Origin of the sequence: Sphingomonas sp. NPDC092440 (genome assembly GCF_044754985.1) — a bacterium.
In the GTDB taxonomy this organism is placed as follows: Bacteria; Pseudomonadota; Alphaproteobacteria; order Sphingomonadales; family Sphingomonadaceae; genus Sphingomonas.
Genome location: NZ_JBIVQA010000001.1, coordinates 398,989 through 424,267 on the forward strand (window position 1 = coordinate 398,989; position 25,279 = coordinate 424,267).

A 25,279-nucleotide genomic window follows, 5' to 3' on the forward strand; every position below is an offset into this window, starting at 1 on the left:
TTTCCCAGGTCGGGCACAAACGAGAGTCGCCTCATGCCAAGCCCGGAACCCCTGACGCCCCTGCTGGTGGCGGAGCTGGTCGGCGGTATCTACGAAGCCGCGCTCGATCCGTGCCTGTGGCAGCGGCTGGTCGATCGCGTCGAGGAAATCTACCCCGAAATCACTGTCGCGCTGTTCAGCCATGAGAGCCATCTCCCGGCGGCCGCGCTGACGGTGACGGCCAATTATTCCGATGCCGCGATGCGCGACTATGCGGCCCATTATTTCTCCAACAGCCCCTATGTCGATTTCGTGCCGCACAACGGCGTCGGCCAGCCGGTGCGGACCGAGGCGATCATCCGCGACGAGGAGCTGTTCCGCACCGAGCATTACAACGACTTCATGCGCGTCCACCGGATCGGCCATCATGGCACCGGCATGGTGCTCGAGCGCGAGCCGGGCGGCTGGGCCTCGCTCTCCTTCGCCGACCGGCGGAACGACACGGCGCGGCGCGAGCACCAGATGCAGCTGCTCCGGCTGCTCGCCCCGCATTTCGGCCGCGCGTTCAAGCTGCGCCGCACGCTGATGGACGCGCGCATGGCGGGGATGGCCGCGCAGGCAGTGTTCGACGGCTGGATGCACGCCGCCCTCGTGCTCGATCGCGAAGGCCGGGTGATGACGATGAACCGCCGCGCCGAAGCGCTGGTCGCGCGGGGCGAGGGGGTCGTGCTCAATCGCTTCGGCCAGCCGCGCAGCTTCGACGACAAGTGCAGCCGCGCGCTCGACCTTGCCTTCGCCGCCTGCCGCGCCAGCGCGGACACGCCGATGGAGGCGAGCGGCGAGCTTTCCGGCGTGATGCTGCCGCGCCGCAGCGGCGGGGTGCCGCTGCACGCGATGCTCTGGCCCATCGCCACGGCGGCCGAGTTCGGCCTGCCGAGCCTGCCCGGGCAGGTGCTGCTGGTCATATCCGATCCCGACGACACGCCGCCCGGCGCGGTCGCCTGGATCGCGCGGCGCTTCGCCTTGTCCCCGGCGGAAGAGAAGCTCGCCGACGCGGTGATCGCCGGCGTGCCGCTGAACGAGGCGGCGGAGAAGCTCGGCATCCAGCTCTCGACCGCGCGCACCCGGCTCAAGACCATCCAGGCCAAGACCGGCTGCCACCGCCAGCTCGATCTCGTGCGCCTGGCCATGTCGGTGCCCACCGTCCGACTCGGATAGGGCGCGCACCGGCCGGTTTCCCCGCAAAGATGAACCGCGCCTAAACCACTACCATATGGGAGCTATTCGCTCCCGGTGCGCCTGCCTAGGCAACTCCATTCCGGATCGTGTGCGCATGATCGCGGTCGGGGGCCTGTGTCGATGAAGCTGGTGTTTTCCTGTCGTGACTTGCGTGCGGGACGGGGGCGAAGGGGGGAACATGGGGCGGCGATGCCGCGGTTTCGCAACGTCATTCGCCTGTCACTATTAGTAGCGACAGACGGAAAATTCCGCCTGCGGTACGATCCGCAGGCAGGATCGCTTGCCCGGGTCGTGGGGCGAAGCGGCCTCCGGGTTCCCCAGTTCCAGACAAAAAAAGGCCGAGCGATGCCGAAGGTTGCCGTGCAGCATCTCCCGAGCGGGCGGAAGACGCTTGCCATGTTCCTGCTCCTCGGGGGCACCGTGCTGGCCTTGCCCGCAGCCGCGCAGGTGCTGCCCACGCGCCAGCAGCTCAATCCCGCCCAGCAGACGCCGATCCCCGCCGCGCCGCGCGGCGAGCTGTTCCGCGACATGGAAGCGGGGCCGTGCCCCTTTGCCGGCAGCGACCTGAAGGTCACGCTGACCGACGTTGCGTTCCAGGGCGCGAATGGCGCCCTCGCGCTGGGCGAGGACAAGCTCCGTCTCGCTTATGCCGACCTGCTGGGCAGGGAAGTGCCCATCGCCACGATCTGCACGATCCGCGACCGGGTGGCGGCGCTCTACCTGCGCCGCGGCGTGCTGGCGGCGGTCGAGATCCCCCAGCAGCGCATCGCCGACGGCAAGCTGATCCTCTCGGTCGTCGAGGCGCATGTGGTCTCGGTGAGCTATCACGGCGATGTCGGCCCGGCACAGCGGCAGGTCGAGCGCTATCTCGACAAGCTGAAGGGGATGACCCCCTTCGATCTCAACGTCGCGCAGCGCTACCTGCTGCTCGCCTCGGACATTCCCGGCGTGATCGTCCAGGCCTCGCTCAAGCAGTCGCCGGGCGGCAACGGCGCGGTCGATCTCGACATCGCCGTCTCGCGCACGCCGGTCACCGCCACCTTCGCGGTGAACGACTATGGTTCGGACTCGATCGGCCGCGACCTTGCCACTGCGCGCGTCGACTATAACAGCTTCACGCCGTTCGGCGAGCGCACCACCATCGTCGGCTATGGCACGATCTCCAGCCCCGAGCAGCGAGTCATCCAGCTGACCGAAAGCGTCAAGCTGGGCGGGGAGGGCCTCCAGCTCGACCTGTCGGGCTCGTTCGCGCGAACCCGGCCGGGCGCCGCGCTCAAGCCGCTCGATCTGCTCGGCAACAGCTTCGCCGGCAATGCCCGGCTCACCTATCCGCTGCTGCGCCATCGCCGCTACAATCTGAACCTCTCGGGCGGGCTGGAATGGATCGACCAGAAGGTCGAGTTCGGCGGCGGCGTCGCCACGCTGACCGAGGACAAGCTGCGCGTGCTCTTCGCCCGGCTCGACGGCCATCTCGCGCCGCGCGAGCTGGCCTCGCACTCGGTGGCCGCCACCGGCTCGCTCGAGCTGCGCAAGGGCATCAACGGGCTGGGCGCCACGCCCTATGGCAACCGGGTCGCCTCGCGCTTCGGCGGGCGTCCGGATGCGACGGTGGTCCGCGCCGATCTCTCGGTCGGCGGGCGGGTCATCGGTCCGGTGACCGCCAGCGTCTCGGCCAGCTGGCAATATACCGACACGCCGTTGCTCTCGTACGAGGAGTTTGCCGCCGGCAATCTCTCGATCGGCCGGGGCTATGATCCCTCGGCTGCCTCGGGCGATCGCGCGCTGGGCTCGACCCTCGAGATCAGCACCGCGCCCTTCGCCTTCGCCAAGCGCTCGGCCTTCCGGCCCTATGCGTTTCTCGATGCGGTGCGGCTTACCAATATCGGCCCCGGCGCCGACCAGGTGACGCTGCGCTCGGCCGGCTATGGCGTCCGTGCGCAGATCGGCCCGTGGTTCTCGCTCGATCTCGCCTGGGCGCATCCGTTCGACCGGGTCGCCCCCAAGGCGCCCAAGCCCGCCGACCGCATCCTCGTCAGCCTCTCCGCCTCGATCTTCTGAGGGATATGCTCATGTCCGCCCCCCGCCGCCGCAGCCGCCTCTTCACCACTTCGGCCTTCGGCGCGCTCGCGCTCGCCGCGCTCTGGGCGGCGCCCGCGCATGCGCAGCTCGTCCAGACCGGCGCGACCGGCAATGGCGGCGCCCCGGTGGTCGACCAGTCGGTGCCCAACACCACGACGGTAACGCTGAACGGCTCGCGCACGGTGATGGACTGGAGCCGGTTCGACATAAACAGCGGCGACACCGCCAATTTCGTCTTCGCCAATCGCAACGACATCGTGCTCAACCGCGTCAACAGCGCGACCTCGAGCACGATCAACGGCAACCTCAACGGCACGATCGGCGCCGGCGGCGCGGCCGGCGGCAATATCTGGATCTACAACGCGAACGGCGTGGTGATCGGCGCCAATGCCCGGATCAGCACCGGCGGCCTGCTCGTCACCACCGCGGCGGTGGACCGCGCCACCGACGCCAGCCCGGGCGGCTTCCTCGACGGCGCTTCGACCAGCTTCGGCTTCACCGGCGCTTCGAGCGGCACCGGCATCATGGTGCAGAACGGTGCCCAGATCACCAGCCATGGCGGCGCGATCGCGCTGGTGGCGCCGGTGGTCACCACCGAGGCGGGATCGAGCATCTCGGCGCAGGACGGCGGCAACGTGCTCTATGGCGCGGCGGCCAAATACCAGATCAGCTTCCGCCAGACCGGCGCGGACGATCTCGACCTGCTCAGCTTCGAAGTGGCCAGCGGGGCGGACGGCACCGGCGATGCCAACGCCCTCACGCTCGGCGGCGCGACGAGCGGCAACCGGGTGTTCGCCGCGCTCGTCTCCAAGACCGGCGTCATGTCCCGCCTGCTGCTCACGGGCAACCTGACCGCGACGACCGCGGCGCTCGACGAGACCGGCGCGATCGTCCTCACCACCGGGCACAATATCGTGAACGGAGCGGCGGATGCGGCCGCCGTTGCGGGCAATGGCGGCGCGGATCTCGCCAGCGGCAACTTCATGGATTTCACCGCGCCCGCGATCTCGATGCTCTCCAGCGGCTCGATCACGGTCGGCACCAACATGAACGCCGCCGGGGGCACGGTCGACCTTGCCGCCGAGGGGGTGCTCTGGAGCAATATCGGCGCGATCACCACCGACACGTTCACGGCCCGGTCCGGCGGTTCGATGCAGTTCGGCGGCTCGAATGCAATCGACAGGGTGAATGGCCTCACCGCCGGTGGCGACATCAGCTTCTACAATGGCCTCGGCATCACGGAGATTGCCGGCGACATCGTCTCGCCCGGCCGCGTCAACCTGAACATCGGCCAGGCCAGTGGCAGCGGCATCGTCCGTGCCAGCGGCGCCATGCTGGCCGGTGGCGGCGCCTACAACCTGGATAGCGGCGCCACGCTCGAATATGTCTATGCGATCACGCGTGACCTCACGGTCAACAGCACCGGCGATCTGAAGCTTAGCCTGAACGGCAGCGCGAACGACCTCGGCTATAAAGTCATCCTCAATGCCGCGAGCGGCTCGATCCGCCAGACCGGTGGCGACGGGCTGGTCGGCAGCGTGGTCGCCAACGCCCTTGGCGAGATCACCCTCAACAGGGCCAACAGCTTCACCAGCCTCACGGCCATTTCCACCGATGGCGAGAACATCACGGTCAACGCGACGGGCAATCTCGACTTCAAGGTGAACACCTTCTCGACCGCCCGCTTCACCGTCGGGGGCGATGCGACATCTTCGGGCGCGAACGCGCTGATCGCCGGAGGTCTGCACGTGACCGCGGGCGGCGCGATCAACCTCAGCTCCAACGGCGGCGACGCTGCGTTCGGGGACCTGCAGGCGGGTGGCAACATCACGCTGGCGATGGACGGCGATCTCACGCTTGGCGGCGCCATCCAGGCGGGGCCCGGCGGCATCGGCACGTTCACCTCGCGGAACGGCGCGATCAAGCAGGTCGCTGGCAGCATCAACAGCGACACGATCAAGTTCAATGCCAATGGCTCGATCAGCCAGAGCAACGGCGCCACCTTCCGGGCCAATGGCATATCGCTGAACAGCGGCGGCAACGTCACGCTGGGCAACGCCAACAACTTCAACGTCATCAACGACCTCGCCGTGTTCGGTGGCCTGACGCTGCGCAACCATGGCAATATCGATCTCCGCACCGCAGTCAGCGGCTTTTACGGCTCCGGCGGCGCGCTGAACCTGACGTCGGATACCGGCAGCATCATCGGCGGCAACAACGTCAACGCTTCCAGGCTCACTGCCACGGCAGCCGGCGGCATCGACTTCAGCGGCTCCGGCACCAGCATCTTCGAACTCGGCACCCTGGCGGCGGGCGGCACCGCCGCGGTCACGACCGACACCGGGCTGGCGGTGGAGGGGGACGTCACCGGCGCGACGGTCGCGCTCCATGCCAATGGTGGCGACCTCACCCAGGCGGCCGGCACGACGATCCGCGGCCAGACGATCAACGTCACGGCGAGCGGCTCGATCCTGCAGGACCAGGCGGCCGTGATGCGCGGCACCGGCTTCGTCGGAAGCACGGTGCGGGCGGGCGGCGACCTGATCCTGGCCGGCAGCAACCGGCTCGCCGACTTTGCCGACGTGACGCTCGGCTGGGGCTCGGGCAGGGACGTCACCTATCACTCGGCCTATAGCATCCAGTTTCAGTCGACGGGCACCCCCATCGGCGCGCTCAACCTGATCGTCGACAACGGCTCGATCAGCCAGGGCAGTGCCGCCTTCACCGCCAACCGCTTCTCGGCCAGCGCGACGCAGGACATCGACATCGGGTCGGCGGCGAACAACGCGATCGCCTATCTCGGCAATGTCAGCAGCAGCACGGGCGAAGTCCGGCTGCGTGTCGGCGCCAACAATCCGCTCTCGATCGACGGCACGATCAGCTCGACGAGCCGCGTGATCTTCACGTCGCGCGGCGCGGTGTCGGGCGCCGGCAAGCTCTCCGCGCCCCAGCAATATCTCGATCTTCAGAGCGGCGGCACGATCAATGTGCTGGGCAGCACCAACCTGCTCCAGGTCGGCATCGGGGACGACACGACGATCCGGGCCGATGGCGGCCTGACGCTCAGCGGCATGATCGCCGGCAACAGCAAGAATCTCACCCTGGCTGCCGCCGCCGGCGACATCACCCAGACCGGCGGCCAGTTCAGCGGCGTGAACACGCTGACCGCCACGGCGAGCGGTGCGATCGACCTGCAGAGCGCCAATAACAGCATCACCAGCTTTGTCGGCACGTCGACCGGCAATGGCGCGATCAGCCTGTTCGCCTATAACCCCGATTTCCAGGTCGATACCGGCGGTGCCGTGACCATCCGCGCGGGATATGGCGTCACTGCCTCGGGCGTGCTGCATGCCGGCACGCTCGATGTCGCGACCGACAGCGGCGACATCACCATCAACACCAGCGCCGAATCGATCGGCAGCTACACGAACCTGTCGGCGGCGGCCGGTAGCGTCTCGGTCACCAACGCATCGACGATCAATCTCGGTGTCGGCATCACCGCCGATCCGGCCGGCACCGTGTCGCTCACCTCGACCGGCGGCGCGATCAACCAGAGCGCCGGCACGATCAGCGCCCGCGCGATCCGGCTGAACGCGAACACCGCCATCAGCCAGTCCGGCACTGCCGCGCTCCACGGCACCGAGCTGTCGCTGACCAGCGGCGGCAATGCCACGCTCGGTGGCGCCAACGACTTCACTTCGCTCCGCGATCTCGCCGTCGGCGGCAATCTGACGCTGCGCAATGCCGGCACCATCAATCTCAATCCGCTCAATAGCGGCGGCTACACCTCGGGCGGTGTGCTGAACCTGACGTCCGACACCGGCGACGTCACCGGTACCAACCCTGTCACCGCATCGCGCTTCATCGCCTCGGCCGCCGGCGCGATCGAACTGAACGGCGCGATCGACTCGCTGGGCGCGGTGACTGGCGGCAGCTCGGTCTCGATCTCTTCCAGCCGCGCGCTCTCGCTGACGGGCGATGTCGGCGGCGGCTCCACCGTGTCTCTGTCCGCGCGGTCGCTCGGCCAGGGCGCCGGCACGACGATTTCGGGCAACGACATCTTGCTCAACGCCTCGGCCGGCGCGATCGACCAGGATATCGGCGCGCGCATCCTGGCGGGCAATTCGCTAGAGGGGCATTCGACCGGCGACCTGCTGCTCCGCGGCGCGAACAACCTCGGCTACCAGACGCCGTTCCTTACCGCCGGCACCAACGCGAACGTCCATATCCGCTCGGTCGGCGACTTCAAATATGCCGCCTATGGCACCTCCGTCACCGATCTCACGCTGATCTCCGACAGCGGCGCGATCACCCAGTTCGGCGGCTTGCGGGCCAACACGCTGACCGTCCGGGCGGCGACCGGCATCCGGCTGGACGGCGGCGGCGCGAACAATAGCGTCAGCACGGTGAAGGAGCTGAACAGCACCGCCGGCACCATCACCCTGATCGAAGACGATGGCTTCGACATTGCCGGCAACATCAGCGGGGCCGGGCTGGTCCAGTTCGGCACCAACGGGGCCATCACCACCAGCAGCGGCCATCTCAGCGCCGGTACGCTGGAAGTGTCCGCCCGCAACGGCGCCTCGTTCGACGTGACGGGCAACATCAAGCTGAGCGCGGTGACCACCTCGAGCGGCGGCGGCAATTTCTACCTGGGCAGCGACGGCAATATCGAGCTGACCGGCGCCGTCAGAACCGGCACCGGCAACCTGATCCTGGCGACGACCAACGGCGCAATCACCAGCAATGGCGGCACGGTTTCGGCCTTCATGACGACCGCGGACGCCACGGGGGCGATCAGCCTGGTCGGTGACAGCTTCGCCAATTTCTGGGCGACATCGAGTGGCGGCGGCGACATCCATCTCAGCGGCAACAGCGATGTCGGTTTCCAGGTCAGCACTACCGGCGCCCTCACCGTCGACGCCGGGGGGCAGGCGTACAACAGCGGCGATGTCGTCGCCCATTCGGTGGCGATCGCCGCGGGCACCGGGATCAACCTGGTCAATACCGGCTTCACCGTCGATATCGGCAGCTTCGGCCAACTCAGCACGGACGACGGCCTGGTCAGCGTCGACCTCCTGGGAGACATCAAGCTCGCCGGCAACGTCACCGCCGGCGGCACGGGCAACACGGTCAGCCTGATCTCGGGCCAGAACATCCTGCAGAATTCGGGCACGATCACCGGCGACATCATCAAGCTGAGCGGTGGCGCCGGCATCGCCCAGGCCAGCGGCGCGACGCTGCACGGCGGCGCGCTGTCGCTCACCAGCAGCGGCACCGTGACGCTGGGGCAGGCCAATGACTTCACCAGCATCGCCGCTCTCTCGATCGGTGGCGGCCTGACGCTGCGCAACCTGGGCAGCATCGATCTCGATCCGACGACCGGCGGCGGCGCCACCCTGGGCGGCGCGCTGACCGTGACCTCGGACACCGGCGACATCAGTGCCGGCAATGTCGTCACCACCTCGAAGCTAACCGCCACGGCGGTGAACGGGTCGATCCGGCTTGGCGGCGGCGGTCATCTGATCGGTTCGCTCGGCACGTTGAAGGCGGGCGGCGACATCGAGATCGGCACCGATCTCCCCGGATTCACCCTGACCGGCGACATCACCGCCACGAATGTGACTCTGCTCGCGATGAATGGCGGGATCACCCAGAACGCCGGCACCAAGATCACTGCGGACACGCTCAACGCCACCGCCAACAACAACATCACGCTCGACCAGGCGAATGCGATCACCACGGTGAGCGGGCTCAACGCCAATTTGTTCACCAGCGGGCACAGCATCACCTTCCGCAACGATGGCGACATCATTCTCAACGGCCGGGTCGATGCCACGGGTGGCACGCTAAGGCTGACCTCGAACACCGGCGGCATCACCCAGAACACCGGCGCCGGCATCTATGTCCGCGCGAACCAGCTCTTCCTGAGCGGCGCCAGTGACTTGCTGCTCAACAGCACCAGCAACGACATCGCCACGCTTGGCGGCGCGACGAGCACCAATGGTGGCATCCTCTATCGCGACGCCAATGGCTTCGACATTGCAGGCAACATCACTGCGAATGCGACCAATGGCGGTCTCGCACTGCGCACCGCGGGTGCCGGGTCGATCACCCAGAGCGGTGGAATCATCGACGTCGACTATCTCGGTGTGGTTACCACCGGCACGAGCACGGTCACGCTCAACCAGGCGAACCGGATCCACCGGCTCATCGCCATCTCGGGCAACGGCACGCTTTCGCTCAACAGCACCACCGACCTCCTGATCGACCAGTCTGTCTATTTCAGCACGATCTCGCTGAGCTCGGGCGGGGCGATCACCCAGAGCATCAACGGCTCGTTCGGGGCGGGCACGGCCAATCTGAGCGCAGTCACCGGCATCAACATGCCGGGCGGCTCCCCTTCCGGCAACAACAGCATCCAGAATTTCGGCACGATCACCAACACGACCAGCGGCGGCATCAACATCGTCAACTATAGCGCGTTGGGCACCAGCCTCACCGGCAATATCAGCGCGGCAGGGCAGACGGTGTCGATCTCCGACGCCCAAGGCCCGATCAACCAGACCGGGGGCGTGATCACCGCCGACACGTTGAACATGTCGGCGACCGGCGGCATCAATGTCAGCGGCGCCAACCAGGTCAGCAATCTCGGCGCGATGAGCGGGGCGGGGCTGAGCTTCGCCAATGCCGGCAGCTTCAACGTCACCCAGTCGATCGACATGACCGGCGCTCATCTGAACCTGACGTCGAACGGCGGCGCGATCACGCAGAATGCGGGCACGACGCTCACCGCCGACACCATGGCGCTCAATGCCGGCACCACGATCAGCCAGGGCACCGGCGCGAGCCTGCACAGCACCAGCCTGTCGCTCTTCGGCGGCGGCACCGTGACGCTGGGCGAGGCCAACGACTTCACCACGCTCACCGATCTCGCGGTGGGCGGCGACCTGACGCTGCGCAACCGGGGCACCATCGATCTCAGCCCGATTCTCGGGGGCACCGGCCGGTACGGCTCGGGCGGCGCGCTCACCCTGATCTCGGATACCGGGAGCATCCTCAGCACCAACACCGGGCCCAGTACCTCGCGCCTGACCGCGTCGGCGGCGGGGTCCATCAGCCTCGCCGGCACGATCGCCTCGCTCGGCACCATCACTGCCGGCCAGAGCATCCTGCTGACCACCTATAGCGGCGTCATGGACCTGACCGGAAACGTGACCGGCCGGAACATCAGCCTCTACGCGGATACCGGGATCAGCCAGAGCGGCGGCATCATCACTGCCGATCGGCTCAACGCCATCGCCTCCGGCAGTATCTCGCTGACCGGGGCGAACCAGATCGGCCTGGTCGGCCGGCTCGACACCGATCGCTACGACAGCGGCACCGGCCACGACATCACGCTGCGCAACGCCGGCGCGATCGTGCTCGACTATCTGATCAAGGCGCCGGGCGGCACCGTCACGCTGACTTCGGACACGGGCGGGATCAGCCAGACCGGCTTCAGCGTCATCACCGCCGGCACGCTCAAGGCCAATGCGGTGGGCGATATCGTCCTCGACCAGGCGGGCAACGACTTCGACCATCTCGGCGCGATCCGCAGCACCGGCGGCAACGTCACCATCGTCGATGCCGATGCCTTCGACCTGACCGGCCAGGTCCGCGCGGCCGGCGCGCTCTCGCTCACCTCGGGCGGGGCGATCACCACCAATGGCGGGCTGGTCGTCGCGGGCGGCCTGCTCGACGTGTCGGCAGCCAGCGCAAACCTGGTCGCCGGCGGCGATATCCGGCTCGGCACCGTTACCACCAACGGCAACTTCGCGATCGACACCGATCAGAACCTGACGGTTGCCGGTACGCTCAACACCAATGGCGGCACCGCCACGCTGACCGCGGCCCTTGGCGCGATCCGGCGCAGCGGCAGCGGCACCATCTCTGCCAGCCAGGTCAATGCTACCGCGGCAGGCGACATCACGCTCGACAGCACCGGCAACGCATTGATCTGGGCGAGCTCGAGCGGTGGCGGGGGCATCAACCTTACCGGCAATGCCGACATCTTCTTCAAGATCGACACCACCGGCGACCTCACCGTCGATGCCGGTGGCATTGCCGGCAACAACGACAACGTGCTCGCGCGCTCGGTGGGGATCAACGCGGCCGGCGGAATCTATCTGAACGACCAGACCGTCACCATCGGTGTCGGCAGCTATCGCTATCTTACCTCGTCGAGCGGCGCGATCGACATCGAGAACAAGGGCGACATCAAGCTCGACGGCAACGTCACCGCGAACGCCCCCGGCCAGTTTATCCGCCTCTATTCGAGCCAGAACTCGATTCTGCAGAACAGCGGTACGATCACCGGCGACAATGTCCAGCTCCGGGCCGTCAACAATGTCACCCAGTCAAGCGGTGCCAAGGTGGTGGCGAACACCCTGGCGCTCGCCGGCATCGACGTCTCGCTGGGCGAAGCGAACGAGATCGGCGCGCTCGACGCCTATTCGATCAGCCGCGACTTCACGCTGCGCACGGTCGGCACGCTCGACCTGGGCGGGGCGGGCAACCAGGTCACGAACAACGGCAACCTCACGCTGACCTCGGACACCGGCAACATCACCGGCACCTATGTCGAGACCAACAAGCTGACCGCCACCGCCACCAACGGCAGCATCGTCTTCACCTATGGCAACAACAAGATCCGCGGGCTCGGCGACCTGACCGCCAAGAGCACCGGCGGCACCGACATCAACATCTACACCGCCACCGCACTGGGCCTGAGCGGCAACATCTCCGGCGGCGGCGTCCAGATCTATGCCGGCGGCGGCGCGATCAGCCAGAGCGGGGGCGGGATCACCGCCGACCGGCTGGCGATCGGCGCGGGGACCAGCCTGCTGATCGGCGGCGCGAACAATTTCGGCACGCTGTCCGACATGGGCCATGGCGTGGGTGCGGACATCACCATCCGCAATCGCGGCAACCTGCTGCTGCCGAGCAACGGCACGGCGATCGGCACGCTCAACCTGACCTCGGACACGGGCTCGATCAGCCAGACGAGCGCCCTGACCGCGAACACGCTCATCGCGCGGGCCGCGACCGGTATCGGCTTCAACAGCAGCGCGAACAACTTCACCCGCCTGGCCGGCCTGGCCACGGATGCCGGCGACGTCCGGATCCGGGATACCGGCAGCCTGGCCATCGACGGCAACATCACCGCGGCCGACACAGTCTTCCTCAGCACCACCGGGGCGATCACCACCACCAGCGGCAAGATCGATGCGGACACGCTCAGCGTGGTCGGCACCAATGCCACGCTGGCGGCGGCCGGCGACATCAAGCTGGGCGGCGTCGGCGTCAATAGCGGCTTCACGCTCACCGCCGATGGCGGCATCGAGCTGACCGGCAACCTCACGGCCATCGGGACGAGCCTGATCGCCACGGCCGGCGCGATCACCCAGAGCGGCGGGACCGTCAACGTCACCACCGGCGCCATGAGCGCGGCGGGCAACATCACGCTCGGCGGCGACAACCGCTTCACCAACTTCATCGGCACCTCGACCGGCGGCGGCACCATTACCCTCAACAATGGCGGTTCGGGCGGGATCGTCGTGGGGCTCAACACCACCGGCAATGCCGTGGTGACCGTCGGGGGCAATCTCGCCTCGAGCGGGATCGTCGTCGACAGCCTGTCGATGACCGCCGGCCATATCGACCTGACCAACAGCGTCGACGTGAACAGCTTCGCCAGGCTGGTCGCCACCTATGGCGACGTCCTCGTCTCCAATGCCGGCAGCTTCACCGTCGCGGGCGATGTCAGCGCCAGCAAGCTGGGGCTGCGCTCGGTCAATCTAGTGGCCAATGGCGGCGGGATCTCGCAGACGGCGGGCACGATCTCGGCCAATGACGTCACCCTGCGCGGCAGCGGCGACATCGTGCAGAGCGGCACGGGCCGCGTCGACGCCAATGCATCGGTCTTGACGGGCGCCAATCTCGACCTGATGGGCAACAACAGCTTCGGCGCCGCCACGCCCACCGTCGTCCGCGCCCCTGGCACCGTGCGGCTGAACGGCGACGCGCTGAACCTGCAGTTCATGAACCCTGCGGGCGACGTCACCCTGAGCGCGGCGGGCGACATCACCGTCAACAGTTTCGGGCTCCAGGCCAGTTCGCTCACCGCCAATGCCGGCGGCCAGCTCTCGGCGACGAGCAGCAGCAACCAGATTGCGACGGTGCACGGCCTGAGCGGCACCAGCATCGCCTTCGCCAGCACCGGATTCACCCTCGACGGCAACGTTACCGCCACCAACGGCGCGACGCTCACCGCGACGAGCGGCGGGATCGCCCAGACTGCCGGCACGATCTCCGCCGCCAGCGCGACGCTCGGCGCCGTGAACGGCTCGGTGGTGCAGAGCGGCAGCGCCAAGATCGTGGCGCCGAGCCTGAACGTGACTTCGGGCGGCGACCTCATCCTCGGCGGCGCGAACGACTTCACCGGCGCCAGCTCCAGCTTCGCCTATGGCGACGGCAGCAATGTCACGCTCCGCAATCTGGGAAGCATCGATTTCGGCGGGATACCGGGCTATACCATCAATGCACTCTCGCTGACCTCCGATACCGGCGCGATCAGCCAGGGTGGTCCGATTGCCGCGGGCAGCTTCTTCGCGAAGGCGGCGACGGGCATCGCCTTCGGCCATGCCGGCAACGCCATCGGCACCATCACCGGGCTGACCAACAGCATCAGCGGCGGCATCCTCTTCGCCACCTTCTCGAACCTGGATCTGGCCGGCAACATCTCGGCGGCGGGCCAGGAGGTGCTGCTGGTCAGCATCGGGCACGCGATGACGCAGAGCAGCGGCGGGATCGTCGCCGATACGCTGCGCGCCACGGCGTCCACCGGCCTTTCCCTGACCAGCGCGACCAACAATGTCGTCAATATCGCCGGCCTGACCAACGCCGCCTCTGGCGGCATCGCCTATACCGATGCCGACGGCTTCAGAATCACCGGCGACATCAACGCCATGGGCGGCCAGGCGCTTTCGCTCACGGTGGTGAATGCCAATGGCAATGTCCGCCAGAACGGCGGATTGGTCACCGCGGGCACGGTCAATCTGAGCGGCGGCCAGGCCTTCGACCTGCGCGGCGTCGGCGGCGGGAACTGGAACCACATCGCCGGCGTCGGCAACGTCAACACCGCCGCGCAGATCTACACCGAGGGCAATGTCGTGCTGACCGGCACGATCTACTCGCCCTATTTCGAGCTCTGGGCCGATGCCGGCAACATCACGCAGAGCGCCGGCCATGTCGATTCGGGCAATCCCGGCGGCAATTTCTTCGAGCTGCGCGCCGACAATATCTCGCTGACCAGCGCCACCAACCAGCTCACGGGAGCCGGCCTGATCACCTGGAGCGGGGCGGGCAACGTCACCGCCGTTTCCAGCGGAAACACCAATCTCGCCTATGTCTCGGGCGGCGCCACCTCGCTGACCGTCGCCGGCGGCAATCTCAGCGTAGGCGCCGATGGGATCGACGTCGGTACGCTGACGGCGAACGCTTCCGGCACCATCGACCTGCGCGGCCGGATCGGCACGCTCGGCAACGTCACCGCGGGCGGCGATGCATCCTTCCGCTCCAGTTCGAATCTCACCGTCAACGGCACGATCAACCTCGGCACCGGCCGCCTGTCGCTTGGCACGGCCGGCACGCTTTCCCAGCTCAGCGGCGCGATCACCGCGGGCGGGCTCGACGTGACCGCCGCCGGCGCGATCACCATGAACGCCAACAACAGCGTCGGGACGATCTATGGCCTGGCGACCCAGAATGGCGGCATCTCCTATTCCAGCAACAGCGGCTTCGCGCTGGGCGGTGACATCACGGCCGGCGGCGGCAATGCCGTCTCGTTGAACGCCACCCTGGGCTCGATCAACCAGAATGCCGGCATCATCACCGCGGCCCGGCTGGACGCGAGCGCGGGCAACCAGATCCTGTTGACCCGGGTGAACCAGGTCGGGCAGCTCGGCGATCTGACCGCGGGCAATGCGGCCAGCTTCACGGTGCGCGACGATCTTACGCTGCTCGGTACCATCTCGGGCAGTTCGGTAACGCTCAGCTCCACCGACGGCGCGATCAGCCAGGCCGGCGGCGCGATCCTCACGGCCAGCCTTTCGGCCTATGCCAGCACCGGGCTCGACCTGTTCCGGGCCAACAACGCCACCGCGCTGGGCGGGCTCGGCACCACCAGCGGCAATCTGCGCTTCCGCAACAGTGGCGATATCGCGCTGACCAACATGACGGTGGGCGGCAACCTCACGCTGCTCTCGGATAGCGGCGCGATCCGCCAGAATGTCGGCACCATCCTGACGGTGGGCGGCACGGCCACGCTCACCGCGGATGGCGGGATCCGCCTGGACAGCAACGCCAACGCGATCACCCGTTTCGGCGCGGTCCGCAACCTCGGCTCCAGCGGCGACATCACGCTCGCCAATGCCGGCGACCTGATCCTGACCGACAATGTCGGCGCGTTCGGCCAGCAGCTGGCGCTCTATTCGAACAGCGGCGCGATCCTGCAGCAGGGCGGCACGCTGACCGGCGACAACCTGATCGCGCATGCGGATGGCGCGATCACCCTTGGCGCGGCCAACAATACCAACCCCTTCAGCAGCATCGAGCTCGTATCGACCACCGGCGACATCCGCTTCCGTTCGGCGAACTCGATCAGGCTCGGCACCGTCAGCACGCCCGGCCTGCTCTCGCTCACCTCGGACACCGGCGGGATCAACCAGACCGTCGCCATCTCCGCCGGCGCCCTGACCGTCACTTCGCTGGACGGCGATATCCTGCTCGACCAGGCCAATGCGATCGGCACGGTGAAGGACGTCACCACGAACGGCCGCTTCACGCTGAACGCCAGCGGCAACCTGACGCTCGACGGCAATATCTCGGCGCCCGGCCTGGTGAAGCTAACCGCCGCCGGGAACCTCACCCAGACCGGCACCGGGGTGATCCGCTCGAGCGAGCTTCAGGCGACGAGCGGCGCGGGTGCGGCCAACGGCATCAGCCTGCTGAACCGCAACGACGTCGCGCTGGCGACGCTGAACTCGAACGGCAAGGACCTGCGCTTCCGCAATACCGGCGATTTCGCGCTCGGCGACATCAGCGCGGCCGGCCATATCGTCGAGATGATCTCGGACGGCGGCGCCGTCACCCAGCAGGCCGGCACTTCGATCATCGCCGGCACCTTCTCGGCCACCGGCACCAATGTCGTGCTCGACAATAGCGGCAACCAGATCAGCCGCATCGGCCTGATCGCCACCGGCTCGAATCTCAACCTGCGCAACGGGGTGGCGCTGCAGATCGACGCGATCGACGCCGGCAGCCACAACGTCACGATCAACAATGGCGACAATCTCACCGGCGGCAACATCACCGCCGGCACGCTGACGCTGAACCTCACCGGCGGCTATGTCGACCTGACCACCGCCAACCATGTCGCTTCGCTCGGCGGGTTCAGCGGGGGGCAGCTCTCCTTCACCAATGCCGGCAGCTTCACCATCTCGGGCGCGATCCAGAACGGGATGTACCAGAGCATCCTGACCAGCCAGAGCGGCTCGATCTCGATGGCGGGCGGGGCGGTCAACAGCGGCGGGATCACCGCCCAGGCGGCGACCGGCATCTCGCTCACCGGCAATATGAGCTATGTCTATGGCGCGACCGCCACGACGGGCGACGTGTCGATCCTCTCCACCCTGCTGGATATCCAGGGCGATATCCGCGGCGACACCGTCACGCTCGGCGGCACGGCGAATGGCGGCTTCGTCCGCCAGACCTCCGGCTCGATCACCGCGAACAAGCTGATCGCCACCGGCTATGGCTTTGTCGACCTGAACGGCGCGACCAACCACATCGCCTCGCTCGGCACGCTGAACAGCCCCAACGGCTATGTCAGGATCGCCAGCCTGGATGCCGTCACGCTGACCGCCGATATCGACGTGGACGACACCTTCACGCTGAATGCCGGCGGCGCGGTCCGCCAGACGGGCGGCCGGATCAATACCGGCTGGCTCAGGGTGAATGCAGCGGGCGATATCGATCTGGGCGGCGCCAACCAGATCGACGCCGGCAGCGACGTGATCCTGGCGGGCGATAACGTCACCTTCGTCAACACCGGCACCTTCACCATCGCCGGCATCACCGCGGCGAATGGCGGGGCGATCGACGTCCGTTCGACCAACGGCAATATCTGGCAGTCGGGCGCGATGAGCGGCGGCTCGATCACGGCCTCCGCGCATGGCTCGCTCTCGCTCAACCAGGGCAATGCGATCGGCACCGTCGGCGCGCTCAGTGCCGGCACCGAACTGACCTATACCGGCGCGACCGCCTATGATCTGACCGACGACGTCTCCGCCGGAACCAGCGTCACGCTGAACGGCACCGCGGGCATCAGTCAGACCGGCGGCACGATCACCGGGCAGACGCTGAGCGTCGACGCGGACAGCGCCGACCTGCAGCAGGCCAATGCGGTCGGCCGGCTCGGTACGGTCACCACCAGTGGCGACTTCCTCTTCCGCAATGCCGGCGACATCGCGCTGTGGGGTACCGTCCATGCCGGCAGCAAGCTCGGCCTCTATTCGGACACGGGCAGCGTCACCAACCCCGGCGCCCTGTTCACCGCCAACATCCTCGACGTCACTGCGGCGGGGAGCGTCGAGCTGCTCGGCGGCAGCTTCAACTATATCGACAGCCTGACCTCGCAGAACGGCGACATCACGCTCACCACCAGCTCCAATATCTTCAATGCCGGCCGGATCGCCGCCGGGAACGGCACGGTGGACCTGACGGTCGGCCGCATCACCGCCAACTCGGTCAAGGCGAACCTGCTCAATATCGACGCCACCGGCGGCGATATCGAGCTGACCGGCGACAACGTCATCGCCCATCTCGGCAACCTCTCCGGCGTCAATATTTCGCTGGCGGTGGGCACGACCGACATCACCGGCTGGCTGAACGGCACCGGCAGCGTCGCCTTTGTCCGCTCGGCGCTGGCGACCGACTTCGCGCTGACCATGGCCAGCGGCGGCGTGATCACCACGCCGATGATCAGCCTGAGCAACACCGGCACCGCCGGCACGGCAACGCTGAACAACATCTCCGGGGCTGGGCCGCTCGAGCTGAACTTCAACTTCAACGGCAATGCGACGGTCTCGGCGACCGGCAGCGCGGTCACCCTGAACAGCGCGACCGTGGACGGCAATCTGTTCGTCCGCGGCACCAGCGTCACCAGTGGCGGTGGTGGCACCGCAATCAGCGGCACGCTCGGCGCCACGGCCCTTGCGGGCAATATCAGCCTGTTGTTCGGCACCGATCGCATCGGCCAGTTCGGCAATCTCTCGGCGGGGAGCGGCACCGTCTCGATCAGCGCCGCGAATGTCAGCCTGACCGGCAACGTCGTCGCGGCGGGCGCTTTCAGCGTGGCCGCGACCAACGGCTCGGCCACTCAGGCCGCCGGCTCGCTCATCAGCGCCGCGAGCGTTGCGGGGTCGGCGACCGGCGACCTGCTGCTCGGCGGCGGCAACACGATCGGCACGATCAACGGGCTGAGCGCGGGCGGCGACCTGACCTTCAAGACCAGCGGTGCCCTCAACATCGCCGGCGCGCTCACTGCCGGCGCCAGCTCGGCCATGACGCTGATCGCGGGCGGGGACATCAACGTCACCGGCGCCGATCCGATCAGCGGCGGCACGCTGAACGTATCCACGCCGGGGCATTGGGCGAATTTCTACAATACGCCGATGTCCCCGCGCACCATCCGCTTCAGCGCGCTCGGTGACGTGAGCGCCAGCAATTTCCAGCTGTACAATGACGGCGCGATCGACCTCACCGGCAATATCGTCGTGACCATGGGGGCGGTGATCGATGCGACCGGCCAGATCACCCAGTCGGCGGGTGCGCTGACGGTCGAGCTGCTGGCGCTCTACGGCTATGGCGTCGCGGCCAACCGGCAGAACCAGGTCCAGAGGCTGCAGGGCGCCGCCAATAACGGCACCGCGTTCAGCTTCACCAATGCCCAGGACCTGCGGCTCATCGGCAATCCCGGCTCCGGCGACGTCACGCTGGATATCGACGGAAACCTGACCGCCAATGGCGGCATCAGTACCTATGGCGACATCCTGATCACCGCCAAAGGCGGCTATGCACGCGAGCTCTGGGGCAACAATGTCACTTTCAATGGCGGCGCGAACGACCTGAACATCGGTGCCATCACCACCAGCGACGATGTCTCGGTCACCGGCACCGGCAACGTCACGGTCGGCTCGCTTTATCTGTACAGCAACAACGACGTCGGGGGCGATGGCTTCAAGGCACTGATCTCGGGCAGCAACGTTACGCTCGGCGCGGCGCCCGGCGCGATCACCAGCGCGAACGTCGTCGACTATGGCGTCGGCACCACGCCGGGCTCGGTCAAGGTCCAGGCCACCGGCAACGCGACGCTGGGCGTCGATGCCATGTACAATGCGGCGGTCACCATCTCCGCAGCGGGCGATGTCGATGCGCGGTCGCTCGGCCGGCTGCTGCTCGGCACCGTCGCCGGCGCGAACGTCACGCTGGCCGCGGATGCCGATGTCCAGGCGAGCTCGATCGCCACGCCGGGCACCTATTCGGTTACCGGCAGCGACATCGACCTTGGCGCGCTGACCTTTGCGGGCGGCGTCCCGCTGGATGTCTTCGTCACCGACACCCAGGGCAATCTGGCCCTGCCGGCCGCGTTCGGCGCAAGCCGGAACCTCACCATCTCGGCGGTCGGCAACATCACCGGCGGGCAGGTGGACGTCGGCACGGGCACGCTCTCGATCACCGGCACGGGCATTGCGCTCGGCCGGGCGAGCAGCAGCTCCGGCAATGTCGTGCTCGATGCGGGCAGCGGCACCGTCGATATCGGTACTGTCTATGTCGCCGGCGACTACAGGCTGAGCGGCGGCTCGCTCCTGAACGGCGCGCTGGCGCCCGGCGGCCCCCGGGCGGGCACCTGGACCCTGACCAGCCGGGGCGCCCTCGACATGGGCGGCACCACGCTCGAATATGATGGCGACGTCAACTTCTCGGTCGCGGGCCTGCTCGGCAACGGCACGATCCGCTCGCTTTCCGGCTCGGTGAACGGTGCCGCGGACGCGATCAACGTGTACGCGCTGCTCGGCGCGACGGGTGTCGATGTGTCCACCACGGTCGGCGGCTTCGAGGCCTTCCGTGTCGATGGCGGCACTGGCGGCGCCCATATCGCGAGCGCGGGCGCCCTCAACCTGACCGGCAGCATCGAAGCTGGCGGCGACGTGCATCTCTCCAGCGGCAGCGGCGGCATCACCGCCGGCTATGCCAGCGCGGGCGGCAACATCACGCTCCATGCGCAGGGCGGGGACGCGATCCTGCGTCAGGCGAAGCTCACGGGTACGGCCGGCGACCTCGTGGTGCAGAGCACCACCGGCGACGCAGTGCTGGGCGCGGACGATTACTCCGGCATCGACGACGACCTTTATTTCGAGCGCGCTGCGGGCTCCACCGGTACGGCCAAGGTCCTCGGCGGCAGCGGCGCCTATGTGAATCTCGACCACTCGGCGGCGCTCACCCAGGTCACGGGAGCAAGCGCCGCGGTCAACGTGCTGGATGGCGACCTGTCGATCGGCGAGCTGAAGGCCGGTAGCGGCAATGCCAACGCCTATCTGGAGGACGGCGCGCTCACCGTGAACACGGCCTTGGGCGACAGAGTCGATCTGAAGGCCCGGCACGGCGACCTGATCCTGGGCGGCGGCAGCATCACCGCCAATGACCTCTATCTGACCGGCGGCAACCTGGTCGACACCACCGCCGTCTCCATCCTGACGGCCGACCGCTATCTCGAGATCAACGGCGGCGAAGTCCGGGCGGCCTCGCTCGGCTCGGGCGGCGATGTGGTGGTGAACAGCTTCACCGGCGCGATCACGATCGATGAGCTGAACGCTGCCCGGGACGCCTCGATCATCTCCGCCGGCAATCTTGCGATCAACCAGGTCTCGCTCGCGGGCGGTGGCCAGTTCGCCGCGGGCGGCAGCGCCACGGTGCGCGGCCTGACCGCGGTCGACGGCTTCGCGCTCGTCGCGCAGGGCAATGTCACGCTCGGGGCCGATACGGCGGCGGCGATCGATGCCGAGAACTCGGTCACCACCGGCGGCACTCTGGGCGGCTGCGGCTGCGGCACCGGTGGCGGCACGGTCGTCTCGCTGGGCGGCGACGTCACGATCAACCTGCTCGGGCTGACCGGCGTGTTCGACGCGATCCAGTCCGACGGCAACAGCAGCGTCACCATCCAGTCCGGCAATCTGGGGATCAACTTCCTCCAGGGCCATGATGTCACGCTCAACGCCGGCACCGGCACGATCGAGCTGAACCTGGCGCCGGTCGTGGCGCATGATTACACGCTCACCGCCGGCCATTTCGCGGGCAACAGCTTCGCATCGCTCGGCGTGCTGGGCGGCTCGCTCAGCATCACCGACACGGCAGGGAACTTCGACTTCGGCTCGACCGATTTCGCGGCTGCGGGTTCGGTCTCGATCCGTGCCGCGCAGGGCCAGCTGCACGTCCGCAACGTCCAGGCGGGCAACGCGATCGGCCTGGCCGCGGGCGGCGACCTGACGCTGGCCGGGGCCGCGCTGACCGGCACCGGCGCCAATGCGTTCTCGCTCAGCGCGGGCGGCAACCTGACGTTCGGCGCCGCCGATGCCGCGTCGATCACCAGCGGCAATACCTTCGCCAATGCCGGCACGTTGCTGGCGGGCAAGAGCCTGGATGCCGATGGCGAGCTCGCGATCAATCTATACCAGGCCGACGCGCTCGGTGCGGTCAATGGCGGCACGGTGGAGGCCAGGGTGCTCACCGGCAATCTCGCCATGGGCGATATCAACGCGGTCGGGGCGATCGCGATCGCCGGACCGACGGGCACGCTCACGCTCGGCGACGTGACCACCAATGCCGGCCATATCAACATCGCCGGTCAGGGCGACGTCACCACCGGCGACATCTGGGGCCGCTTCGTCGTGAACCTCGGGGCGAGCACGGGCAGCCTGCGCTTCGGCAACCTCGTCGGCGGAGACGTGGCGCTCGCGGTCGCGGGCGGGATCACCGGTGCCAGCGTCTCGGCCGGCACGCTCGGCGTGGTGGCGGTGAACGGCAATGTCGACCTCGACCAGGGGGGCAGCGGCTCGCATGTCGCCAGCCTGGGCATGGTGACCGTCAACAATGGCGGCTTCAAGCTGCGCAACCTGCAGGACCTGGGCCTGGACGGCGTGGTAGAGGTGCACGGCACGCTGGACCTCCAGGTCGCCGGGGCGCTGACCCAGAACAATTACTACATCATCGCCGATCGCCTGCAGGGCGGCGCCACCGGCGCGGCGCTGCTGACGGGCGGCAACAGCATCGCCGCGCTCGGCCAGTTCTCCAGCAGCGGGCTGAAGCTCACCAGCAATATCGGCCTGACGATCGACGGCACCGTCCAGGGCAATGGCGGCGCGGTGACCATCGCCTCGCATGGCGGCATGACGATCTCGGCCAATGGCCGGATCCTGTCGTCGGCGGGCGGGGATGCGATCACGCTCGCCTCGGACGGGCTGTTCACCAATGCACGGGGCGCCGATGCGCTGGCCGCCTCGGCCGGCCGCTGGCTGATCTACACCCAGACCGGCGGCAATTTCGGCCATTCCGATCCGAACAACAATTTCGGCGGGCTGGCGGGCACCAGCTATTATGGCGACTTCTATGATTTCGGCGCCGGCACTTTCGCCACCGCGCCGAATGCGGGCAACCGCTTCGTCTATGGCTATCGCCCGCTGCTGACGGTCACGCCGGACAGTTTCCACGTGACCTATAACGGCGCCATCCCGGTTCTCACCGCGACGATCACCGGGCTGGTGAACGGCGACAGCGCGAGCGGCGCCTGGTCGGGGGCGGCCGCGCTCAGCGGGGCGGGCCGCGATGCCGGCACCTATGCCGTCTATTCGGCGCTCGGCACGCTGGCCTCGGAGATGAACTATGCCTTCGCGTTCGGCGCGGGCACGGTAGTGGTCGATCCCCGGGTGATCAGCGCGATCCTCACCGCGGACAACCGCGTCTATGACGGCACCACCAATGCCACCGGCAGCCTGACGCTGACCGGCCTGGTAAGCGGCGACCAGGTGGCGGCGAGCGGCGTCCTGGCCTTCGACAGCAGGAATGCGGGCACCCGCACGGTCACGGCGAGCGGCATCACGCTCTCGGGCACGGACGCGGCCAATTACGTGATCGCTAGCACCAGCACGACTGCGCTGGCGGATATCATCGCCAAAACGATCACCGCTACGCTGACCGCCAATGGCCGGACCTATGACGGCACCACCAATGCCACCGGCACGCTGGCGCTGAACGGCCTGATCGGCAACGACCAGGTGGCGGCGAACGGCACGCTGGCGTTCGACACCAAGAACGCGGGAACCCGCACGGTCACGGCGAGCGGCATCGTTCTCTCGGGCGCGGATGCGGGCAATTATGTGGTCAGCGGCACGGCGACTGCGCTGGCGGACATCCTCGCCAAGGCGATCACCGCTACGCTGACCGCCAACGGCCGGACCTATGACGGCACCACCAACGCCACCGGCAGCCTGGCGCTCAACGGCGTGGTCGCCGGCGATCAGGTGACCGCGAACGGCAGTTACGCCTTCGACAACAAGAATGCGGGCACCGGCCATACCGTCACGGCGAGCGGCATCACCCTTTCGGGCGCGGATGCGGGCAACTACACCACGGGGACCACGGCGACCGCGCTGGCGGACATCATCGCCAGGACGATCACCGCGACGCTGACGGCGAACGACCGCACCTATGACGGCACCACCGCCGCCACCGGCACGCTGGGCCTGAACGGCGTGGTAGCGGGCGACGCGGTGACGGTGAACAGCACGGGCATGGCGTTCGACAGCAAGAACGCCGGCACCCGTACGGTCACGGCGAGCGGGATCAGCCTCTCGGGCGCCGACGCGGGCAATTATGTCGTCGCCGCGACGGCAACCGACCTGGCGGACATCCTGGCCAAGGCGATCACCGCCACGCTGACCGCCAATGGCCGCGTCTATGACGGCACCACCGCCGCCACCGGCACGCTGGGCCTGAGCGGGGTCGTCCTGGGTGATCAGGTCGGGGTGACCGCCAGCGGCATCGCCTTCGACAGCAAGAATGCCGGCAATCGCACCGCCACCGCGAGCGGTCTGGCGCTGAACGGCGCCGATGCGGCGAACTACACGATCAGCGGCACCGCCACCGGCACCGCGACGATCGCCCAGCGCGCGATTACCGCCACGGCGACCGCGGACAGCCGCGCCTATGACGGCACCACCGGCACGACCGGCCGGATCGCGCTTGCCGGCGTGATCTCGGGCGACACGGTGACGGGCACGGCGACCTACCGCTTCGCCGATGCCAATGTCGGCACCGGCCGGGCGGTGCAGGTGAGCGGCTTGGCGCTGGCGGGGGCGGACGCGGGGAACTATGCCGTCAGCCTGTCCGGCGCGCCGGTGATCGCCGACATCAGCCGCCGCGCGGTGACCGTGACGGCGCAGGACGCGACCAAGCTGTTCGGCCAGCCCGATCCGGTGTTCGGCTATGCCGTCTCCGCCGGCTCGCTGGTGAGCGGCGACGGCTTCACCGGCGCGCTGGCCCGCATCGCCGGCGAGCAGGTGGGCCGTTATGCGATCGGGCAGGGGACGCTCGCGCTGTCGGCCAATTATCTGCTCACCGTGATCCCGGGCACGCTCGTGATCAGCTTCACCCAATCGGGCGCCGATGCCAGCGACGCCCTCAGAATGCTGCGACTCGGCGTCGGCGGCGGCTTCTCGCTCAACCAGAACCCTTCCCGGAATCTCGAGGGCGATGGCGAGCGCGAGGGCGCGGGCGACGGCGACAAGTAGCAAGAGAGCCCGCGCGGTCCGGCCGCGCGGGCTCT

Annotated in this window: 3 protein-coding genes; all 3 read left to right on the top strand. The window is 67.9% G+C overall.

Annotated features, from left to right (window positions below; genetic code table 11):
* Positions 1 to 33 precede the first annotated feature (33 nt).
* Positions 34 to 1,197: a hypothetical protein gene (locus ACIQCS_RS02050; RefSeq protein ID WP_345850724.1), complete on the top strand. Its 1,164-nt coding sequence runs from the start codon at positions 34 to 36 to the stop codon at positions 1,195 to 1,197.
* 366 nt (positions 1,198 to 1,563) lie between these two features.
* A complete protein-coding gene (locus ACIQCS_RS02055; protein ID WP_401529928.1) occupies positions 1,564 to 3,276 on the top strand; it encodes a ShlB/FhaC/HecB family hemolysin secretion/activation protein in 1,713 nt (570 codons plus the stop codon).
* Positions 3,277 to 3,287: 11 nt separating this feature from the next.
* Positions 3,288 to 25,244, top strand: a complete 21,957-nt coding sequence (locus ACIQCS_RS02060) for a YDG domain-containing protein (RefSeq protein ID WP_345850726.1) — start codon at positions 3,288 to 3,290, stop codon at positions 25,242 to 25,244.
* Positions 25,245 to 25,279 lie beyond the last annotated feature (35 nt).